This is a genomic window from Neobacillus sp. D3-1R, assembly GCF_052180215.1.
In the GTDB taxonomy this organism is placed as follows: domain Bacteria; phylum Bacillota; class Bacilli; order Bacillales; family Cytobacillaceae; genus Pseudoneobacillus.
The window spans coordinates 3,245,572-3,261,120 of sequence record NZ_CP197471.1 but is presented as its reverse complement, the minus strand read 5'-3'; the positions used below and the strand labels follow the sequence as shown (position 1 = coordinate 3,261,120).

Below are 15,549 nucleotides of genomic sequence, written 5' to 3'. Positions count from 1 at the left end.
TTTCGTCCATGTTTGATATTCACGTTACAAGATTGCATGAATTAACTGTCATTCTCTATGCGATCAGTGTTCTTTTATATTTTGTAGATTTTCTTCAACATAACCGGAAGGCAAATCGGATTGCTTTCTGGTTACTTGCATTTGTATGGGTTTTACAAACGGTATTCTTAATCTATTACATGGTCCAAACGGGCAGATTCCCGGTATTAACCATTTTTGAAGGATTATACTTTTATGCCTGGGTTTTGGTGACATTATCATTAGCGATTAATCGATTACTTAGGGTCGATTTTATCGTTTTCTTTACAAATATTTTAGGTTTTGGAATTATGGCTATTCATACATTTGCCCCGATGCAGTTTGATTCTAAAATCATGGCTCAACAACTTGTTTCTGAGTTATTACTAATTCATATTACAATGGCGATTCTTTCTTACGGGGCATTTTCTCTTTCTTTTGTTTTTTCGCTCTTATATTTAATCCAATATGATTTATTAAAAAGGAAAAAATGGGGAACTAGGCTGGTTCGAATCTCGGACCTTTCTAAACTTGAGCATTTTTCATATGTATTAAATATTATTGGTGTCCCAATGCTAATTTTAAGTTTAATATTGGGAATGCAATGGGCCTTTTTAAAAGTGCCTGATATGAAATGGTATGATTCTAAGGTTGTAGGCTCCTTTTTTGTGTTAGCTATATACAGTATTAGTTTATATTTAAAAACACGAAGGGGCCTTTCTGGGAAAAAATTAGCCCTTTGGAATGTGGCTGCATTTTTAATCGTATTAATCAATTTCTTCCTTTTTGGACAATTTTCATCTTTCCATATTTGGAACTCGTAATAAATAGGAGGCTACTATGAGAAAAATTATTGTTGGTTCGAGAAAAAGTAAATTAGCTCTAACACAAACAAATTGGGTTATAGAACAATTAAAAAAACTTGGAGCTCCATTCGAGTTTGAGGTAAAAGAAATCGTTACAAAAGGGGATCGAATCTTGGATGTAACCTTATCTAAGGTTGGGGGGAAAGGATTGTTTGTCAAAGAGATTGAACAAGCAATGCTAGATAAAGAAATTGATATGGCTGTTCACAGTATGAAGGATATGCCTGCTGTTTTACCAGAAGGCTTAACCATTGGGTGTATTCCTGTTCGTGAGGATCATCGTGATGTACTAATATCAAAGGGACATGTCCAACTAGAAGATTTAAAACCAGGTGCGCTCGTTGGAACAAGCAGTTTAAGACGTGCTGCACAATTATTAGTAGAACGCCCAGATCTTGAAATCAAATGGATTCGAGGAAATATTGATACAAGATTAGCAAAGCTTGAAACAGAAGAATATGACGCTATTATTTTAGCTGCTGCTGGTCTATTCCGTATGGGATGGGCAAAGGATGTTATTAGCCAGTTTTTATCACCTGAAATATGCTTACCTGCCGTCGGTCAAGGAGCATTGTCGATTGAGTGCCGTGAAGATGATCAAGAATTATTAGATTTATTAGCTAAATTTGCTTGTCCTAAAACTGATTTAGCCGTACGTGCTGAAAGAGCATTCCTCAATAAAATGGAAGGTGGTTGCCAAGTTCCAATTGCAGGTTATGCTTTTGTGACAGAAGCAGATGAAATCGTCCTAACGGTTTTAGTTGCTTCTCCAGATGGAAAGATTATTTATAAAGAAGAAGTGACTGGAACAGATCCAGAACAGCTTGGAGTGTTGGCTGCTAATCAATTAATTGAACGTGGAGGTAAAGAATTAATTGATAAGGTGAAAGCAGAGTTGGATAAGTAATGAGTGAGGAACCATCATTAAAAGGTAAGAGGATTCTAGTACCAAGAGGTAAAAATGAGGCAAGGTCCTTTTCTAAATTAGTTGAAGATAATGGGGGAGTTCCAGTGGAAATCCCCCTGATTGCCTTCAAAGCAATTCCTCCTTCGATTGAGATTGAAACGATGATCCAACATCTCGATACCTATGATTGGATTATTTTTACTAGCAATGTGACGGTTGAAACGTTCTTGTCCTTGAACGAGAGTCATACCTTTTCACTTCCTAAAATAGCGGTTATTGGTAAAAGAACAGCTGTTGTTTTGGAATCAAAAGGATTTAAGGTTGATTTTATCCCAGATGAATTTGTTGCCGAAGGATTTGTACGTGACTTCTTGCCTTTGGTTCTAAAGGGAATGAAAGTGTTAATTCCAAAAGGGAATCTAGCAAGAGATTATATTGCAGAGGCCATAACAAAAGCTGGAGCGCTTGTAGAAGAAATAATCATCTATGAAACCTATTTACCTGAAGAAAGTAAGATCTACTTAAAAGAAATGATACTGTCAAACCAATTGGATGTTTTGACTTTTACTAGCCCGTCAACAGTGGATCACTTTGTTCAAGTAATCGAAGAATTTCAATTGAAAAAAGAGATTAATAATTGCCTTATTGCGTGTATAGGTCCAGTGACAAAACAAAAACTAGATTCTGTAGGCCTAATCGTTGATATCATGCCTGAAACCTATACAGTAGAGGAAATGTTAAAAAGTGTTATGCTATCTTTATAAGCTTTTGGCTTAATAAAATAATCGACTGATTAATTACATATGAGGAGGGGTTTCGATGGAACTTAATTTCCACAGACACCGTCGACTAAGAAGTTCAGAAAATATGCGTGCTCTTGTAAGAGAGAATCATCTAAGAGTAGAAGATTTTATCTATCCACTATTTATCGTGGAAGGTGAGAATATAAAAAATGAAGTAAAATCAATGCCAGGTGTTTTTCAACTGTCATTGGACAATCTTCAAGCTGAAATGGAAGAAGTCGTTTCTCTTGGAATTAAATCCATTCTTCTTTTTGGAGTACCAAACGAGAAAGATGAGTGTGGTACAGGAGCTTATCATGATCATGGGATTGTTCAGTTGGCTACTCGCTTCGTAAAAGAGAAATTTCCTGAAATCATCATTGTAGCGGATACTTGTTTATGTGAATATACAAGCCATGGTCACTGTGGTCTCATTGAAGGAGATAAGGTATTGAATGACCCTTCCTTACAATTACTTGTCCAAACGGCTGTTAGTCAAGCAAAAGCGGGTGCGGATATCATTGCTCCATCCAATATGATGGATGGCTTTGTTGCTGCTATTCGAAAGGGTCTTGATGAAGCTGGGTTTGAAGATATTCCTATCATGTCCTATGCTGTAAAATATGCTTCTGCTTTTTATGGTCCATTCCGTGATGCTGCTGATAGTACTCCTCAATTTGGGGATCGTAAAGCCTATCAAATGGATCCAGCCAATCGCCTAGAGGCTTTAAGAGAAGCTGAATCAGATGTGGTTGAAGGTGCAGACTTCTTAATTGTGAAACCAGGCTTACCCTATTTAGATATCGTTCGTGATGTTAAGAATAACTTTAATTTACCAATCGTTGTTTATAATGTGAGCGGAGAGTACTCCATGGTAAAAGCAGCTGCTATAAATGGTTGGATTGATGAACAGAAGGTTGTTTTAGAAATGCTAACAGGAATGAAACGTGCTGGTGCCGATTTAATCATTACTTATTTTGCAAAAGATGTTGCTCGATGGTTAAAAGGGCTGTAAGCACAACACCTAAAAAACTCGAAATGAGGGTTCGATTACATGCATTCATATAACAAATCTATTGATGCTTATAAAGAAGCCGTAACACTTATGCCAGGTGGGGTTAATAGCCCTGTTCGTGCTTTTAAATCAGTCAAAATGGATCCTATTTTTATGGCAAGAGGAAAAGGGTCCAAAATTTATGATATTGATGGTAATGAGTATATTGACTACGTATTATCATGGGGACCACTCATTTTAGGTCACACCAATGACCGAGTAGTAGAATCCATCAAAAAAGTGGCGGAACTAGGAACAAGTTTTGGTGCACCATCGTTAATTGAAAATGAATTGGCGAAACTTGTAATTGACCGTGTTCCATCTGTTGAGATGATTCGAATGGTATCCTCAGGAACAGAAGCAACAATGAGTGCTCTACGATTAGCAAGAGGTTATACCGGTAGAAACAAAATTTTAAAATTTGAAGGCTGCTACCATGGTCACGGGGATTCATTGCTGATTAAAGCTGGCTCTGGCGTTGCTACGCTTGGTTTACCAGATAGCCCTGGTGTTCCTGAAGGAATTGCTCAAAATACGATTACAGTGCCTTACAATGATTTAGAGAGCTTAAAGGTTGCATTTGAACAATTTGGTGAGGATATTGCTGGTGTTATTGTTGAGCCAGTAGCAGGTAATATGGGTGTTGTTCCTCCACTACCAGGCTTCCTTGAAGGTCTTCGAGAAATCACCACTCAATATGGCGCCTTATTGATTTTTGATGAAGTAATGACAGGATTCCGCGTTGGTTATAACTGTGCACAAGGATATTACGGTATTACGCCTGACATAACATGTTTAGGAAAAGTAATTGGTGGTGGTCTACCGGTAGGTGCATATGGCGGACGTGCAGACATTATGGAGAGGATTGCACCAAGCGGTCCTATATATCAGGCTGGAACACTTTCTGGGAACCCATTAGCCATGTCTGCTGGATTAGAAACGTTAAGACAATTGTCTCCAGAAGATTATGTGGAATTTGAACGAAAGGCAGATGTTCTTGAAAAAGGTATTCGAGCAGCTGCTGAAAAATATGACATTCCAAACACGGTTAACCGTGCAGGTTCGATGATTGGATTCTTCTTTACGAATGAAAAGGTTTATAACTATGAAAAAGCGAAGACATCTAACTTAGAATACTTTGCAACCTATTATCGTGAAATGGCTAACCAAGGTGTCTTTTTACCGCCGTCTCAATTTGAAGGATTATTTTTATCAACTGCACATACCGATGAAGATATCCAAAAAACGATACAGGCTATTGAAAAAGCATTTGAAGTTATTAAAGGATAAATCGTTTAACCCTCACTTATGTGAGGGGTTTTTTTGTTATTTAGAATGCTTTATAGGAGTATTCATATAAAATGATTCAATTTTTAGTTTAAACATGTGCTTAAGGGTTATTTTTTCTTTCCTCTTATCATAAAAATTTCTTTTGTTTCATAGAGTTTAATGACATGGTGATTTTACGTGAGAGGAAATGAAAGGAGGAGTCGCTTTGTCTCAGGGAAACCAATCGTCTTTACGATTTTCTTTAGAAGAGTCTGTCTGGTTTCAAAGAGGACAGGAAGTCGAAGAACTAGTCTCGATTTCACTTGATCCTAATATTACGATCCAAGAAAGTGAGCAATATGTAATGATTCGTGGCTCACTTGACCTAACAGGAGAATATAAACGTCAAAGTGGTACAACTGAAGAAGAGGAACAATGGAGTTCAGTACAAAAGTGGGTACAAAATGTAGAAGAACGAGAAGAGGGATTGTGTGAGTTCTCTCATCAATTTCCAGTTGATATTACCATACCAACTACTCGTGTGAGAGATCTAAGTGAAATTGATGTCCTAATAGACACATTTGATTATGTACTCCCAGAAAAAAGCTGCCTTAAGTTAACGGCTGAACTTAATATTTTTGGGCTATATGGAGAACAGGAAACAACGGAAGAAAGAGCAGAAGAAGAAGAAGAGTTAGTAGAATTAAATATTCGCAACCTCTCTGAAGTGGATGTAGAAGAAGATGATACCGAAGATGAGTTAGAGTATGAACCATTTGAGGTGGAAGCTAGGAAGGAAGAAAAGTTCTTCACTGACCCAGTCCTTGTAGAATCTTCTTCTCATCTGCCACAAGCACCAGAAATCTCGTTTGCCGCATACAGAAGTGAGAAGGCTTCTGAGGTCCCAGAACCTGAAGTCCAAGCAGAAGTGGAAGAGATGCAGGTGAAAGTTGAAATGGTTGAGGTTGTTGAAAGTTCTGAATCCTCCTCATCTGTAGTAGAAGCTCCTGTTAAGAAAAAACTAACCAATAAAAAGAGTATGTCCATCGCTGAATTTTTAGCCCGTAAAGAATCTGAAGATGATTTAGCTAAACTAAAAGTTTGTATTGTTCAACATGGAGATACAATCGATCAGCTTGCGGAACGATATCAAGTAAATGTTCAACAGCTATTAAAAGTCAATCATCTAGAACTCAATCAAGATGTCCATGAAGGTCAAGTTTTATATATTCCTCAAGTCTATGTAAGGAAATAATCTAACAGTCTGAGCAGGTTTTCATAAATCTGCTCAACTGTTTTATAGTGAGTGGGTAAAATGAATGAACACACAGTTTTTCAAGAATTAAACCCAGTACTAAAGCATTATGATATTCGAACAAGTTTTATAGAAAAGTTTGGTAAGATCTATAAAATCTATTCAAATAAAGGAACCTTTGCCCTTAAGCAAATTCCTGTTCACCATGGAATTGACTTCATTAGACAGGTTCAATATTTATATCAGCGTGGCTTTAACCGAATTGTTCCCATTTATCCTTCCTTAGATGGAAGATATGCTATTCTGCATCAAAATTCCCTCTACTACTTAATGCCGTGGTTAGCAAACGATGAAAAGGAAGATCGGTCAAAAAGACCTCAGCAAATGTTTCGTGAACTTGCACGAATGCATACCTTATCTCAAAAGGAATTAACAGTAAACAAGGAAGAACGCACAGAACATTATGAAAACACGAAACAACAGTGGGATAAAGAAGCTGAGTTATTAGAAGGCTTCGTAGAAACTTGTGAAAAAAAAGTGTATATGTCACCTTTCGAATTGCAATTTTGTCTTTATTTCCAGGAAACGAAAATGGCCCAGCAATTTGCTCTGAAAAAGCTAGAAGAATGGTACGAGGCGACTAAAGATCTGGAAAAAGCTCGGTCCGTTATCAACCATGGTAAAGTTTCAATGGAGCATTTTCTTTTGGATGAAAATGGGTACGGGTATTTTTCAAACTTTGAAAATGCTAAACTTGGATCTCCGATTCATGATGTCCTTCCGGTTTTGCATAGGGCATTAAAAGGTCAGCCTAGACAGTCTGAGGAAGCGATCACTTGGCTATATGACGGTTATTTTAAATATTTCCCGTTTAAGGAAGAGGAAAAACATTTATTTTTTAGTTATTTTGCTTATCCAACTCCGATGATTCGTTTAATTAAAGAATACATTCAAGTAAAAGGAAAGAAAAACGAGTTTAAGTTTTCAAAAAGGCTGCAACGAAAATATTGGCATATGAAGAATACAGAATACGTAGTCATGCGAATGACAGAAATTGAGATGAAAGCAAAGCAACAAAAAGAAGGAGCCCCAGAATAAACTGGCAGGCTCCTTTAAATTACTTCCATCCATAAAGCGATGGCTACTAAAATAAAGATACTTAAAAGTAAAACATCAAAAGTAGTCGGGAAAAAGATCGTTCTGATTCCTTGGAAAATACAAAATGGGATGATGAACTGATTACATACGGCTCTAACTTTTCTTAACCAAGGTGGTAATGTATAAGGGTTGTATTTGCGCATGTTTCAAATCCCCCTTTACCTATTTTATAACAGTCTATGATGTAAATCTTTAGAAAGTGCCTAGTATTTTTGGGACACCAAAATTCCTTTTTTGAATAAATTATAAAAAAATAGGAAATCATGATTGACGACATAACCTTTTTTTCGGTAGTATAGCTATATAAATTTTAATTAAATGCTTGGATAGGGAAAGTACTTTGGTACTCTATTTAAAGAGAGGGAAATAATAGCTGAGAATTTCCTAAATAGACCCATTGGAAAGTCACCCTGGAGCTTCTTCTGTCAACGGAATTTTTTCCTAGTAATGGAAGACGGAATAGACCGTTATCTAACTAACTTGAGAGCCAATTAGTTTTTTTCTAATTGGAAAAAAGGTGGTACCGCGAATATAACTCCATTCGTCCTTTTATTAGGCGAATGGAGTTTTTTTATTTTTTTAAATCGAGCTGCAGCGCCTAGCCCCTCGAGGGAAGAAAATAAATCATTTCTCCCTTGGTCAAATAACCACTAAGCCAAGAAGTCAAAAAACGACTTCATGACTTAGAGAACATTTGCTTGTCGGGGCTGACCAAGGCGCTTACGCATCTTAACAAGGAGGAAATTTTATGGAAACTAAGGAATTAACGATGCCAACCAAGTACGACCCGAAGTCCATTGAAAAAGGCCGTTATGAATGGTGGTTATCTGGAAAATTTTTCGAAGCGAAGAGTGAACAAGAAAAGCAACCATATACGATTGTGATTCCACCACCAAACGTTACAGGAAAACTGCATTTAGGTCATGCCTGGGATACAACCTTACAGGATATTTTGACTCGTATGAAGCGTATGCAGGGCTATGATGTATTATGGCTTCCTGGTATGGACCATGCTGGGATTGCTACCCAAGCAAAGGTAGAAGAAAAGCTTCGTAGTGAAGGAAAAAGCCGTTACGATCTTGGTCGTGAAAAATTTGTAGAAGAAACATGGAAATGGAAAGAAGAATATGCTAGCCATATCCGTCAGCAATGGTCAAAGGTTGGTTTAGGATTAGACTATAGCCGTGAGCGTTTTACCTTAGATGAGGGACTATCCGATGCAGTTCGTGAAGTATTCGTATCGCTTTATCGTAAAGGCTTAATTTACCGTGGTGAGCGCATTATTAACTGGGACCCTTCCACAAAGACAGCATTATCCGATATTGAAGTTATATACAAGGATGTTCAGGGTGCGTTTTATCATATGCATTACCCATTAACTGACGGTAGTGGCACAATTGATGTTGCGACAACTCGCCCAGAAACAATGCTTGGTGATACAGCGGTAGCCGTTCATCCAGAAGATGATCGCTATAAGCACTTAATTGGGAAAACTGTAAAACTTCCAATTACAGGAAGGGAAATTCCGATTGTTGGTGATGACTATGTGGATATGGAATTCGGTTCAGGGGCTGTAAAAATTACTCCTGCACATGATCCGAACGACTTCGAAATCGGAAACCGTCACAATCTTGAAAGAGTTTTAGTTATGAATGAAGATGGCACGATGAATGCAAATGCTGGTACTTACCAAGGCATGGATCGTTTCGAATGCCGTAAGCAAATCGTTAAAGATCTACAGGAACAAGGCGTACTATTTAAAATCGAAGAGCATTTACATTCAGTTGGTCACTCAGAGCGTAGCGGTGCCGTTGTGGAACCGTATCTTTCTACACAATGGTTTGTAAAAATGCAGCCTTTAGCCGATGAAGCTATTGCTTTACAGAGCAAAGAAAGCAAAGTGAATTTCGTACCTGACCGTTTTGAGAATACGTATATGCGTTGGATGGAGAATATTCGTGACTGGTGTATTTCGCGTCAATTATGGTGGGGACACCGTATCCCAGCTTGGTACCACAAAGAAACGGGAGAAGTATATGTGGACCATCAACCTCCAGCAGATATCGAAAACTGGAACCAAGATAATGACGTATTGGATACTTGGTTCAGTTCAGCTCTTTGGCCATTTTCAACAATGGGCTGGCCAAATACAGAAGCAGCCGATTTCAAGCGTTATTACCCAACAGCTTGCTTAGTTACAGGGTATGATATTATTTTCTTCTGGGTATCCCGTATGATTTTCCAAGGCATAGAGTTTACTGGCCAACGTCCATTTAATGATGTATTAATTCACGGTCTAGTACGTGATGCTGAAGGACGTAAGATGAGTAAATCATTAGGAAATGGCGTAGACCCGATGGATGTTATTGATCAGTATGGTGCAGATTCTCTTCGTTTCTTCTTATCAACAGGAAGCTCTCCAGGTCAAGACTTACGTTTTAGTATGGAGAAAGTAGAGTCTACTTGGAACTTTGCGAATAAGATTTGGAATGCATCTCGTTTCGCCCTAATGAATATGAACGGTTTAACTTATGACGAAATTGATTTAACTGGTGAAAAATCGGTTGCTGATAAATGGATCCTAACTCGTTTAAATGAAACGATTGAAACCGTTACAAGACTTTCTGATCGTTATGAGTTCGGTGAAGTTGGTCGCGTTCTTTATAACTTTATCTGGGATGATTTCTGTGATTGGTATATTGAAATGGCTAAGCTTCCACTTTATGGAGAGAATGAAGCGGCTAAGAAGACAACTCGTTCTGTTCTTGCATACGTTTTAGATAACACCATGAGATTGCTTCATCCGTTCATGCCATTTATTACCGAGGAAATTTGGCAGAACCTTCCACATCAAGGTGAGTCCATCACTGTTGCAGAATGGCCAACTGTAAATTCAGCATTTACAGATGCTCAAGCAGCGACAGATATGAAGCTTTTAGTTGAAATTATTCGATCCGTAAGAAATATTCGTGCTGAGGTGAATACGCCATTAAGCAAGAAAATTAATATTTTCTTAAAGGCAAAGGATTCCAATATTGTAACTGCGCTTGAAAATAACCGTGGGTATTTAGAAAGATTCTGTAACCCAGAGGAGTTGCATATTGGCGTTGATTTAACGACACCTGATAAAGCAATGACTGCGGTTGTAACTGGCGTTGAAATCATTCTACCTTTAGCAGGATTAATCAATATTGACGAAGAAATTGCTCGTCTTCAAAAAGAATGGGAAAAGTTAAATAGTGAAGTGGAGCGCGTTCAGAAAAAACTTTCTAATCAAGGATTTGTAGCGAAAGCACCTGAAAAGGTTATTACAGAAGAACGTGCAAAAGAACAAGATTATTTAGAAAAACGTGCTGCTGTTGAAGCACGCATCAAAGAATTAAAAAACACATAAGATGAAAAGATTAAATAGGCTATTTTCTGAAACTTTGTTGCGTTTTATAACTAATAAATAGGCCTTTCACAATTTAGGGTGTTGAAACTCATATGAAAAATAAGAAAAGAGCTGAGCGCTAATTAAGAGAACCTGTAAAAATCCGGCTTTAGGGATTTTTACGAAAACCACAATCTATACGAAAACAGCCTTTATATAAGACGAATCTCGAAGGGGATTCGTCTTTTTAGAGAAAATTTTTCGTAAATGCTAAAATGAGTATTGTCAAAGTATGAAAATAGAATCTTACTGTTTAAAATCTTTATAAGTTTAAAGAGGTGTTTACGGTGTTTACAACATATGGACAAGCTTTAGATTGGATTCATGCACGACTCCGTTTAGGCATAAAGCCTGGATTAAAGAGAATGGAATGGATGATGGAAAAACTGGACCATCCGGAAAGAAGATTAAAAACAATCCATGTTGGTGGTACTAACGGTAAAGGGTCCACTGTTACATTTTTAAGAAATATTTTACAAGCATCTGGTTTTCAAGTAGGTACCTTTACCTCTCCCTATATTGAACAATTTAATGAAAGAATTAGTGTAAATGGAGTTCCCATTACCGATAAAGATATTGTAGAGTTAACTAATTTTATTCTTCCATTGGCAAATGAATTAGAGGAAACAGAATTGGGTGGACCAACTGAATTTGAGGTCATTACCGCGATGTCTTTTTATTATTTTGCCAAGATGAATCCTGTTGATATCGTTTTATATGAAGTCGGTCTAGGTGGCAGGTTTGATTCAACTAATATTATTTATCCGCTTGCTTCTGTTATTACAAGTATCGGAATGGACCATATGAATATCCTTGGAGATACCTTGGAGGAAATAGCCTTTGAAAAAGCAGGCATTATCAAAAGTGGTGTTTCTTTAATATCAGCAGTAAAACAGCCTGAAGCAAAAGAGGTTATTCGCAATCAAGCCGTGAGCAAAAAAGCACCCATTTATCAGCTTGGCGAACACTTTGAAATTACGAAAACGGAAAGCAACGATAAGGGAGAAACCTTTTCGTTAAAAACAGCTTTTAGCCAGCTAGAAGATTTACAAATTAATATGATGGGACACCATCAAATCGAAAATGCTTCTTTGGCAGTTATGACTTGTCTTTATTTAAATCAATTTTATTCCTTTTTGATTGAGGAAAAGGATATTCGTATGGGGTTAAAGGAAGCATTTTGGCCAGGGCGCCTTGAAGTGATCCAGGAAAATCCTCTCGTTTTACTGGATGGGGCCCATAATGAAGAAGGCATAACCGCTTTAGTGAATGTATTAAAAAAGCGCTTTAAAGATAAAAAAATATCGCTTGTTTTTACAGCGTTATCTGATAAAAAAGTGGAAGGGATGATCCAGCAATTAGATGAAGTAGCTGATCAAATTGATTTTGTTGAATTTGACTTTCCCCGTGCATCACGAGCCGTTGACCTATACGAAATGAGTCATTCTAAACAAAAGTCTTATACAGTGGATTGGCAGAATCTATTAATGGGGAAAATAAAGAATTTAAATGAAAATGAAGTCCTCATTATCACGGGTTCTCTCTATTTTATTTCTGAAGTAAAAGCATTTATTTCGAAAAACTAAAAAAATATATAGGAATAGTGTGACAATTTGTAAAAGATTTGATAAAATATTTGTAATATTTTGTTACTAATTACCTATTTTTGGAGGAGGGTGAAACGATGGGCGTAGATTCAAAAAAGAGAAGAGCTATATGGATTTCTTGGGCCCTTTTCGTTCCACTGGGGCTTTGGTTAGCGTATCTATACTACCCACCGCAATTCTCTGAAATGGGTATGGATTTAATTGGATTTATGACTTTAGCCCTAATAGGTGCAGTCATGCCAATGGTCATTAATAATACCCCTATATCTGTAGTTGAATGGGCGTTAGTTGCCGTCTTTCTGCAATTTGGTTTATTTATTGAAATGGTTGTGGCTCAAATTGCGATAACCATATTATTAATTAGACTTAGAGTAGGGAAAAGTACCTCTTTTAGGTATCCTTTAAATTCCCTGATGTTTTTTGCTATCTCCTTGATAAGCGGCATGGTTTATTTAGGGCTAGGCGGCGATTTTGGAATCGAACTAATTGATCATCCTAAATACTTATTGATTGCGATTATTTATTCCATCGTTCATTTTCTAGTGAATCAAGTATTTATAACGGTGAATCATATTTATATCTATAATAGGGAAAGAAAGTTTTTCGGTAAGGATTTCATGTGGGATATGTACACGGCGATCATCAGCTTACCTATTGGTTATATCCTATATATATTGTATAAAGAAGTTGGATTTATTTCATTTTTATTTGTTGGGGTTCCATTTGTAAGTGTTTCTATTATTCTCTACCTCTATTACTCTAGTCAAAAAATTAATGAATATTTACATGCAGCAGCGGAAATAGGTCATCAATTAGCCGAACGTTTAAATGTTGATGAGGTTCTCGATTTATTTATTCAGAAAATTTCTGAAATGCTGCCGGTTGACTATGCGTATATTTTGGATGTAGCTGGCGATGAATTGAAACTGTTACGGCGAGTAGAGGGTGGCGAAATCATGCCAGTAAATATTCCTTCGCTGAAACGAAATGAAGGAATAAGCGGAATGGTTTGGGCGAGCCGAAAGGCAGCTCTTTTCCATACGGCTAAAGAGTGGAGCGATATCGCCAAAGGCTATATGCCACCCAATGTTCATAGTGTTTTATGTGTACCGATTGTCCGTCATCACGAAGCAGTTGGGGTGCTGATGCTCGCTTCAAAACGAAAAAGAGCCTATGAGAAGTCACAGTTAATTATTGTTGATTTACTTTGCTCCCACTTCGCAGTTGCGATAGAAAACGCCAAGCACTATAAAGCGACAAAAGAAAATAGTGAAACCTGTGCCTTAACCAAACTTTATAATTACCGTTATTTTGAACGTTTATTAACGGAAGAATATAATAAAATGCTTGTTAATCAGCGAGAAGTTCTTTCCTTGATTATCCTCGACTTAGATCATTTTAAAGTCATAAATGATACCTATGGTCACCAAAGTGGAAATGAAATTCTTTGTGAACTTGCGAATCGCTTAAAAATTAGAGTGGGAAATAAAGGAACGGTAGCTAGATATGGCGGGGAAGAATTTGTCATCCTTTTACCTGATATAGCTAAGGAAGAAGCCCTTGAAATAGCAGAATGGATTCGTCAAGATATTGCCTATTATCCATTTATCCTTGAAGAACATATTGGGGATGAACCAATCAAGCTATCTATTCATGTGACAGCTTCCATCGGTGTTGCAACAGCACCGGTCGATGCAGATGACCCATTAGCTTTAATACGTCATGCGGATAGAGCTTTATATGTTGGAGCAAAAAGAGCAGGAAGAAATAGAGTAGCGGAGTATGTGAAATAAAAAAAGCTGGTCCATTGGATCAGCTTTTTTCACTTATAAATAATAATCAATACTTATAATCATATTCGGTGGAAGGGGAAGGAGCATCCCAATTAATGACAAAATCAAATTCCTTTTGTACTAAATCACTAGAACATGCATTGTTATAAGCTTCTTGATCTGTCACAACGCTTGTATTGTTACTCGATAAAGCATAGACATGACTGTTAGTGCCTTTAAATAAAATTTGATTATCAAGATTTAAATGACCCTTTACGCACACTGTTGAATTGTTGCCTAATTGTATGCTGTTTATAGATGCATCAGAATTTACAAATATAAATGACTTTTCCATTTCGTTGATATTTTCTATATCGGCCTTTCCGCCTATATACATTTTTGAGAGTACAGGTTTGATGTTTTTAAAACTAGCATTCCCACCAATTTCAATGATGGAATTATTTAATGCATCCCCGGTTAGATTTTTAAAATTAGCAGAACCACCAACGTGTAAGTTTAAACGATCGAGACTATTCATATTAAGTGCAGTTAAATTTCCACTAATATATAATGTAGAATCGTCTGTGGCGGCATTATTTTCACTTTTTGCCAGTGTCAATGAACCGTTTATTTTTAATGTCGTATTGGAAAATACTACTTTATCGTTATTGTCGAATGTAATTTCTCCAGTCATTTGACAATCACTATTCGAGAAGTCTGTTTGTTCAGGTCCGCATGTAGGTAAATTCCCTGGGTTAGATATATCATTTCCACTAGGAATATCTTCGCTTCCACCCGAACCGCCAGAGCCACCTCCAGAGCCTTCATCCTCAGACGATAAATTTATTTCAATTCCGCTAAAAGGAATATTTATCTCTGTTGCGAGGTTAACCGATTTTTCATCATTAATCCCCTTACTAATAAATTTATAGGTAATTTCTTTGCTGTTATTAGAGGCTATGATGTCTTGGATTTGAAATGCAGAATGGGATGCAGAATCGATATCTACTAAATAATCTATTGCTGGAAAATAGTTAGGGTCATTAATTCTTTTAAGCCATTCGCTTGTTACAAATTCGGAGTAAGATGGGTCTGTTTTAAGAGCAGTTTTTATCAATTCAATCTTGTCCTTCGTTATTTCCCCAAAATCTTGGATCACTTTTTGACCTAATAGTTGATAGATTTTATTTAATTCATCTTGATCACTCATCAGTGAATTTAGAGAAGTGTCTATAGCCGTTTTATAGTAAATGACCCCCATTTCAGCCAGTGACACAGCTTGAAAATCTTCTTCTGTTTTTGATAATTGTTTTGTATTACTTAATGTTTGTCCCATTAATGATATAAAAAGTAAAGTGAATACAGTCATGATCATTAATACCAATAACAATGTATTACCTTGTTGATTGTTTATTTTTTTCATAACTG

General features: G+C 36.9%; 12 protein-coding genes and 1 other annotated feature. Of the genes, 10 read left to right on the top strand and 2 right to left on the bottom strand.

Features of this window, described 5'->3' with window-relative positions; all coding sequences use genetic code 11:
* Positions 1-8 precede the first annotated feature (8 nt).
* The 7 genes from ACSBPO_RS16795 (at position 9) to ysxE (ending at position 7,249) form a co-directional block, all read left to right on the top strand.
* Positions 9-842 (top strand): cytochrome C assembly family protein, encoded by an 834-nt coding sequence (locus ACSBPO_RS16795; protein ID WP_442595296.1) that lies wholly within the window; start codon positions 9-11, stop codon positions 840-842.
* Positions 843-858: 16 nt separating this feature from the next.
* Entirely contained in the window at positions 859-1,791 is a 933-nt protein-coding gene (hemC, locus tag ACSBPO_RS16790; RefSeq protein WP_442595294.1) for a hydroxymethylbilane synthase, read from the top strand.
* The gene (locus ACSBPO_RS16785) at positions 1,791-2,555 is read left to right on the top strand and encodes a uroporphyrinogen-III synthase (protein ID WP_442595292.1); all 765 of its coding nucleotides are present in this window, start codon (positions 1,791-1,793) and stop codon (positions 2,553-2,555) included. Before hemC ends, ACSBPO_RS16785 begins: the two co-directional genes overlap by 1 nt.
* A 55-nt stretch (positions 2,556-2,610) precedes the next feature.
* Entirely contained in the window at positions 2,611-3,588 is a 978-nt protein-coding gene (gene hemB, locus ACSBPO_RS16780) for a porphobilinogen synthase (protein WP_442595290.1), read from the top strand.
* A 39-nt stretch (positions 3,589-3,627) separates the two neighbouring features.
* Positions 3,628-4,917, top strand: coding sequence for a glutamate-1-semialdehyde 2,1-aminomutase (gene hemL / locus ACSBPO_RS16775; RefSeq protein ID WP_442595288.1), 1,290 nt, complete (start codon positions 3,628-3,630; stop codon positions 4,915-4,917).
* A gap of 205 nt (positions 4,918-5,122) precedes the next feature.
* The gene (gene spoVID / locus ACSBPO_RS16770) at positions 5,123-6,151 is read left to right on the top strand and encodes a stage VI sporulation protein D (protein WP_442595286.1); all 1,029 of its coding nucleotides are present in this window, start codon (positions 5,123-5,125) and stop codon (positions 6,149-6,151) included.
* A 60-nt stretch (positions 6,152-6,211) separates the two neighbouring features.
* Positions 6,212-7,249 (top strand): spore coat protein YsxE, encoded by a 1,038-nt coding sequence (gene ysxE, locus ACSBPO_RS16765; protein ID WP_442595284.1) that lies wholly within the window; start codon positions 6,212-6,214, stop codon positions 7,247-7,249.
* 14 nt (positions 7,250-7,263) lie between these two features.
* Here ysxE and ACSBPO_RS16760 read toward each other — a convergent pair whose 3' ends face one another.
* Positions 7,264-7,452 (bottom strand): hypothetical protein, encoded by a 189-nt coding sequence (locus ACSBPO_RS16760; RefSeq protein ID WP_442595282.1) that lies wholly within the window; start codon positions 7,450-7,452, stop codon positions 7,264-7,266.
* Between the two features lie 171 nt (positions 7,453-7,623).
* Positions 7,624-7,861, top strand: a binding site (T-box leader).
* Between the two features lie 196 nt (positions 7,862-8,057).
* On the opposite strand from ACSBPO_RS16760, the gene ACSBPO_RS16755 reads away from it, so the two are divergent.
* The 3 genes from ACSBPO_RS16755 (at position 8,058) to ACSBPO_RS16745 (ending at position 14,142) form a co-directional block, all read left to right on the top strand.
* Positions 8,058-10,703 (top strand): valine--tRNA ligase, encoded by a 2,646-nt coding sequence (locus tag ACSBPO_RS16755; RefSeq protein ID WP_442595280.1) that lies wholly within the window; start codon positions 8,058-8,060, stop codon positions 10,701-10,703.
* Positions 10,704-11,029: 326 nt separating this feature from the next.
* The gene (locus ACSBPO_RS16750) at positions 11,030-12,328 is read left to right on the top strand and encodes a bifunctional folylpolyglutamate synthase/dihydrofolate synthase (RefSeq protein ID WP_442595278.1); all 1,299 of its coding nucleotides are present in this window, start codon (positions 11,030-11,032) and stop codon (positions 12,326-12,328) included.
* A 98-nt stretch (positions 12,329-12,426) separates the two neighbouring features.
* Complete coding sequence (locus tag ACSBPO_RS16745) at positions 12,427-14,142, top strand: sensor domain-containing diguanylate cyclase (RefSeq protein ID WP_442595276.1); 1,716 nt, start codon at positions 12,427-12,429, stop codon at positions 14,140-14,142.
* Positions 14,143-14,188: 46 nt separating this feature from the next.
* Here ACSBPO_RS16745 and ACSBPO_RS16740 read toward each other — a convergent pair whose 3' ends face one another.
* Entirely contained in the window at positions 14,189-15,544 is a 1,356-nt protein-coding gene (locus ACSBPO_RS16740; protein WP_442595274.1) for a pilus assembly PilX N-terminal domain-containing protein, read from the bottom strand.
* Positions 15,545-15,549 lie beyond the last annotated feature (5 nt).

What these genes read in the sequence shown, in the direction of transcription:
- ACSBPO_RS16795 (WP_442595296.1), top strand. Translation starts at nt 9, where the DNA reads ATGTTTGATATTCACGTTACAAGATTGCATGAATTAACTGTCATTCTC.
- hemC (WP_442595294.1), top strand. Translation starts at nt 859, where the DNA reads ATGAGAAAAATTATTGTTGGTTCGAGAAAAAGTAAATTAGCTCTAACA.
- ACSBPO_RS16785 (WP_442595292.1), top strand. Translation starts at nt 1,791, where the DNA reads ATGAGTGAGGAACCATCATTAAAAGGTAAGAGGATTCTAGTACCAAGA.
- hemB (WP_442595290.1), top strand. Translation starts at nt 2,611, where the DNA reads ATGGAACTTAATTTCCACAGACACCGTCGACTAAGAAGTTCAGAAAAT.
- hemL (WP_442595288.1), top strand. Translation starts at nt 3,628, where the DNA reads ATGCATTCATATAACAAATCTATTGATGCTTATAAAGAAGCCGTAACA.
- ysxE (WP_442595284.1), top strand. Translation starts at nt 6,212, where the DNA reads ATGAATGAACACACAGTTTTTCAAGAATTAAACCCAGTACTAAAGCAT.
- ACSBPO_RS16760 (WP_442595282.1), bottom strand. Translation starts at nt 7,452, where the DNA reads ATGCGCAAATACAACCCTTATACATTACCACCTTGGTTAAGAAAAGTT.
- ACSBPO_RS16755 (WP_442595280.1), top strand. Translation starts at nt 8,058, where the DNA reads ATGGAAACTAAGGAATTAACGATGCCAACCAAGTACGACCCGAAGTCC.
- ACSBPO_RS16745 (WP_442595276.1), top strand. Translation starts at nt 12,427, where the DNA reads ATGGGCGTAGATTCAAAAAAGAGAAGAGCTATATGGATTTCTTGGGCC.
- ACSBPO_RS16740 (WP_442595274.1), bottom strand. Translation starts at nt 15,544, where the DNA reads ATGAAAAAAATAAACAATCAACAAGGTAATACATTGTTATTGGTATTA.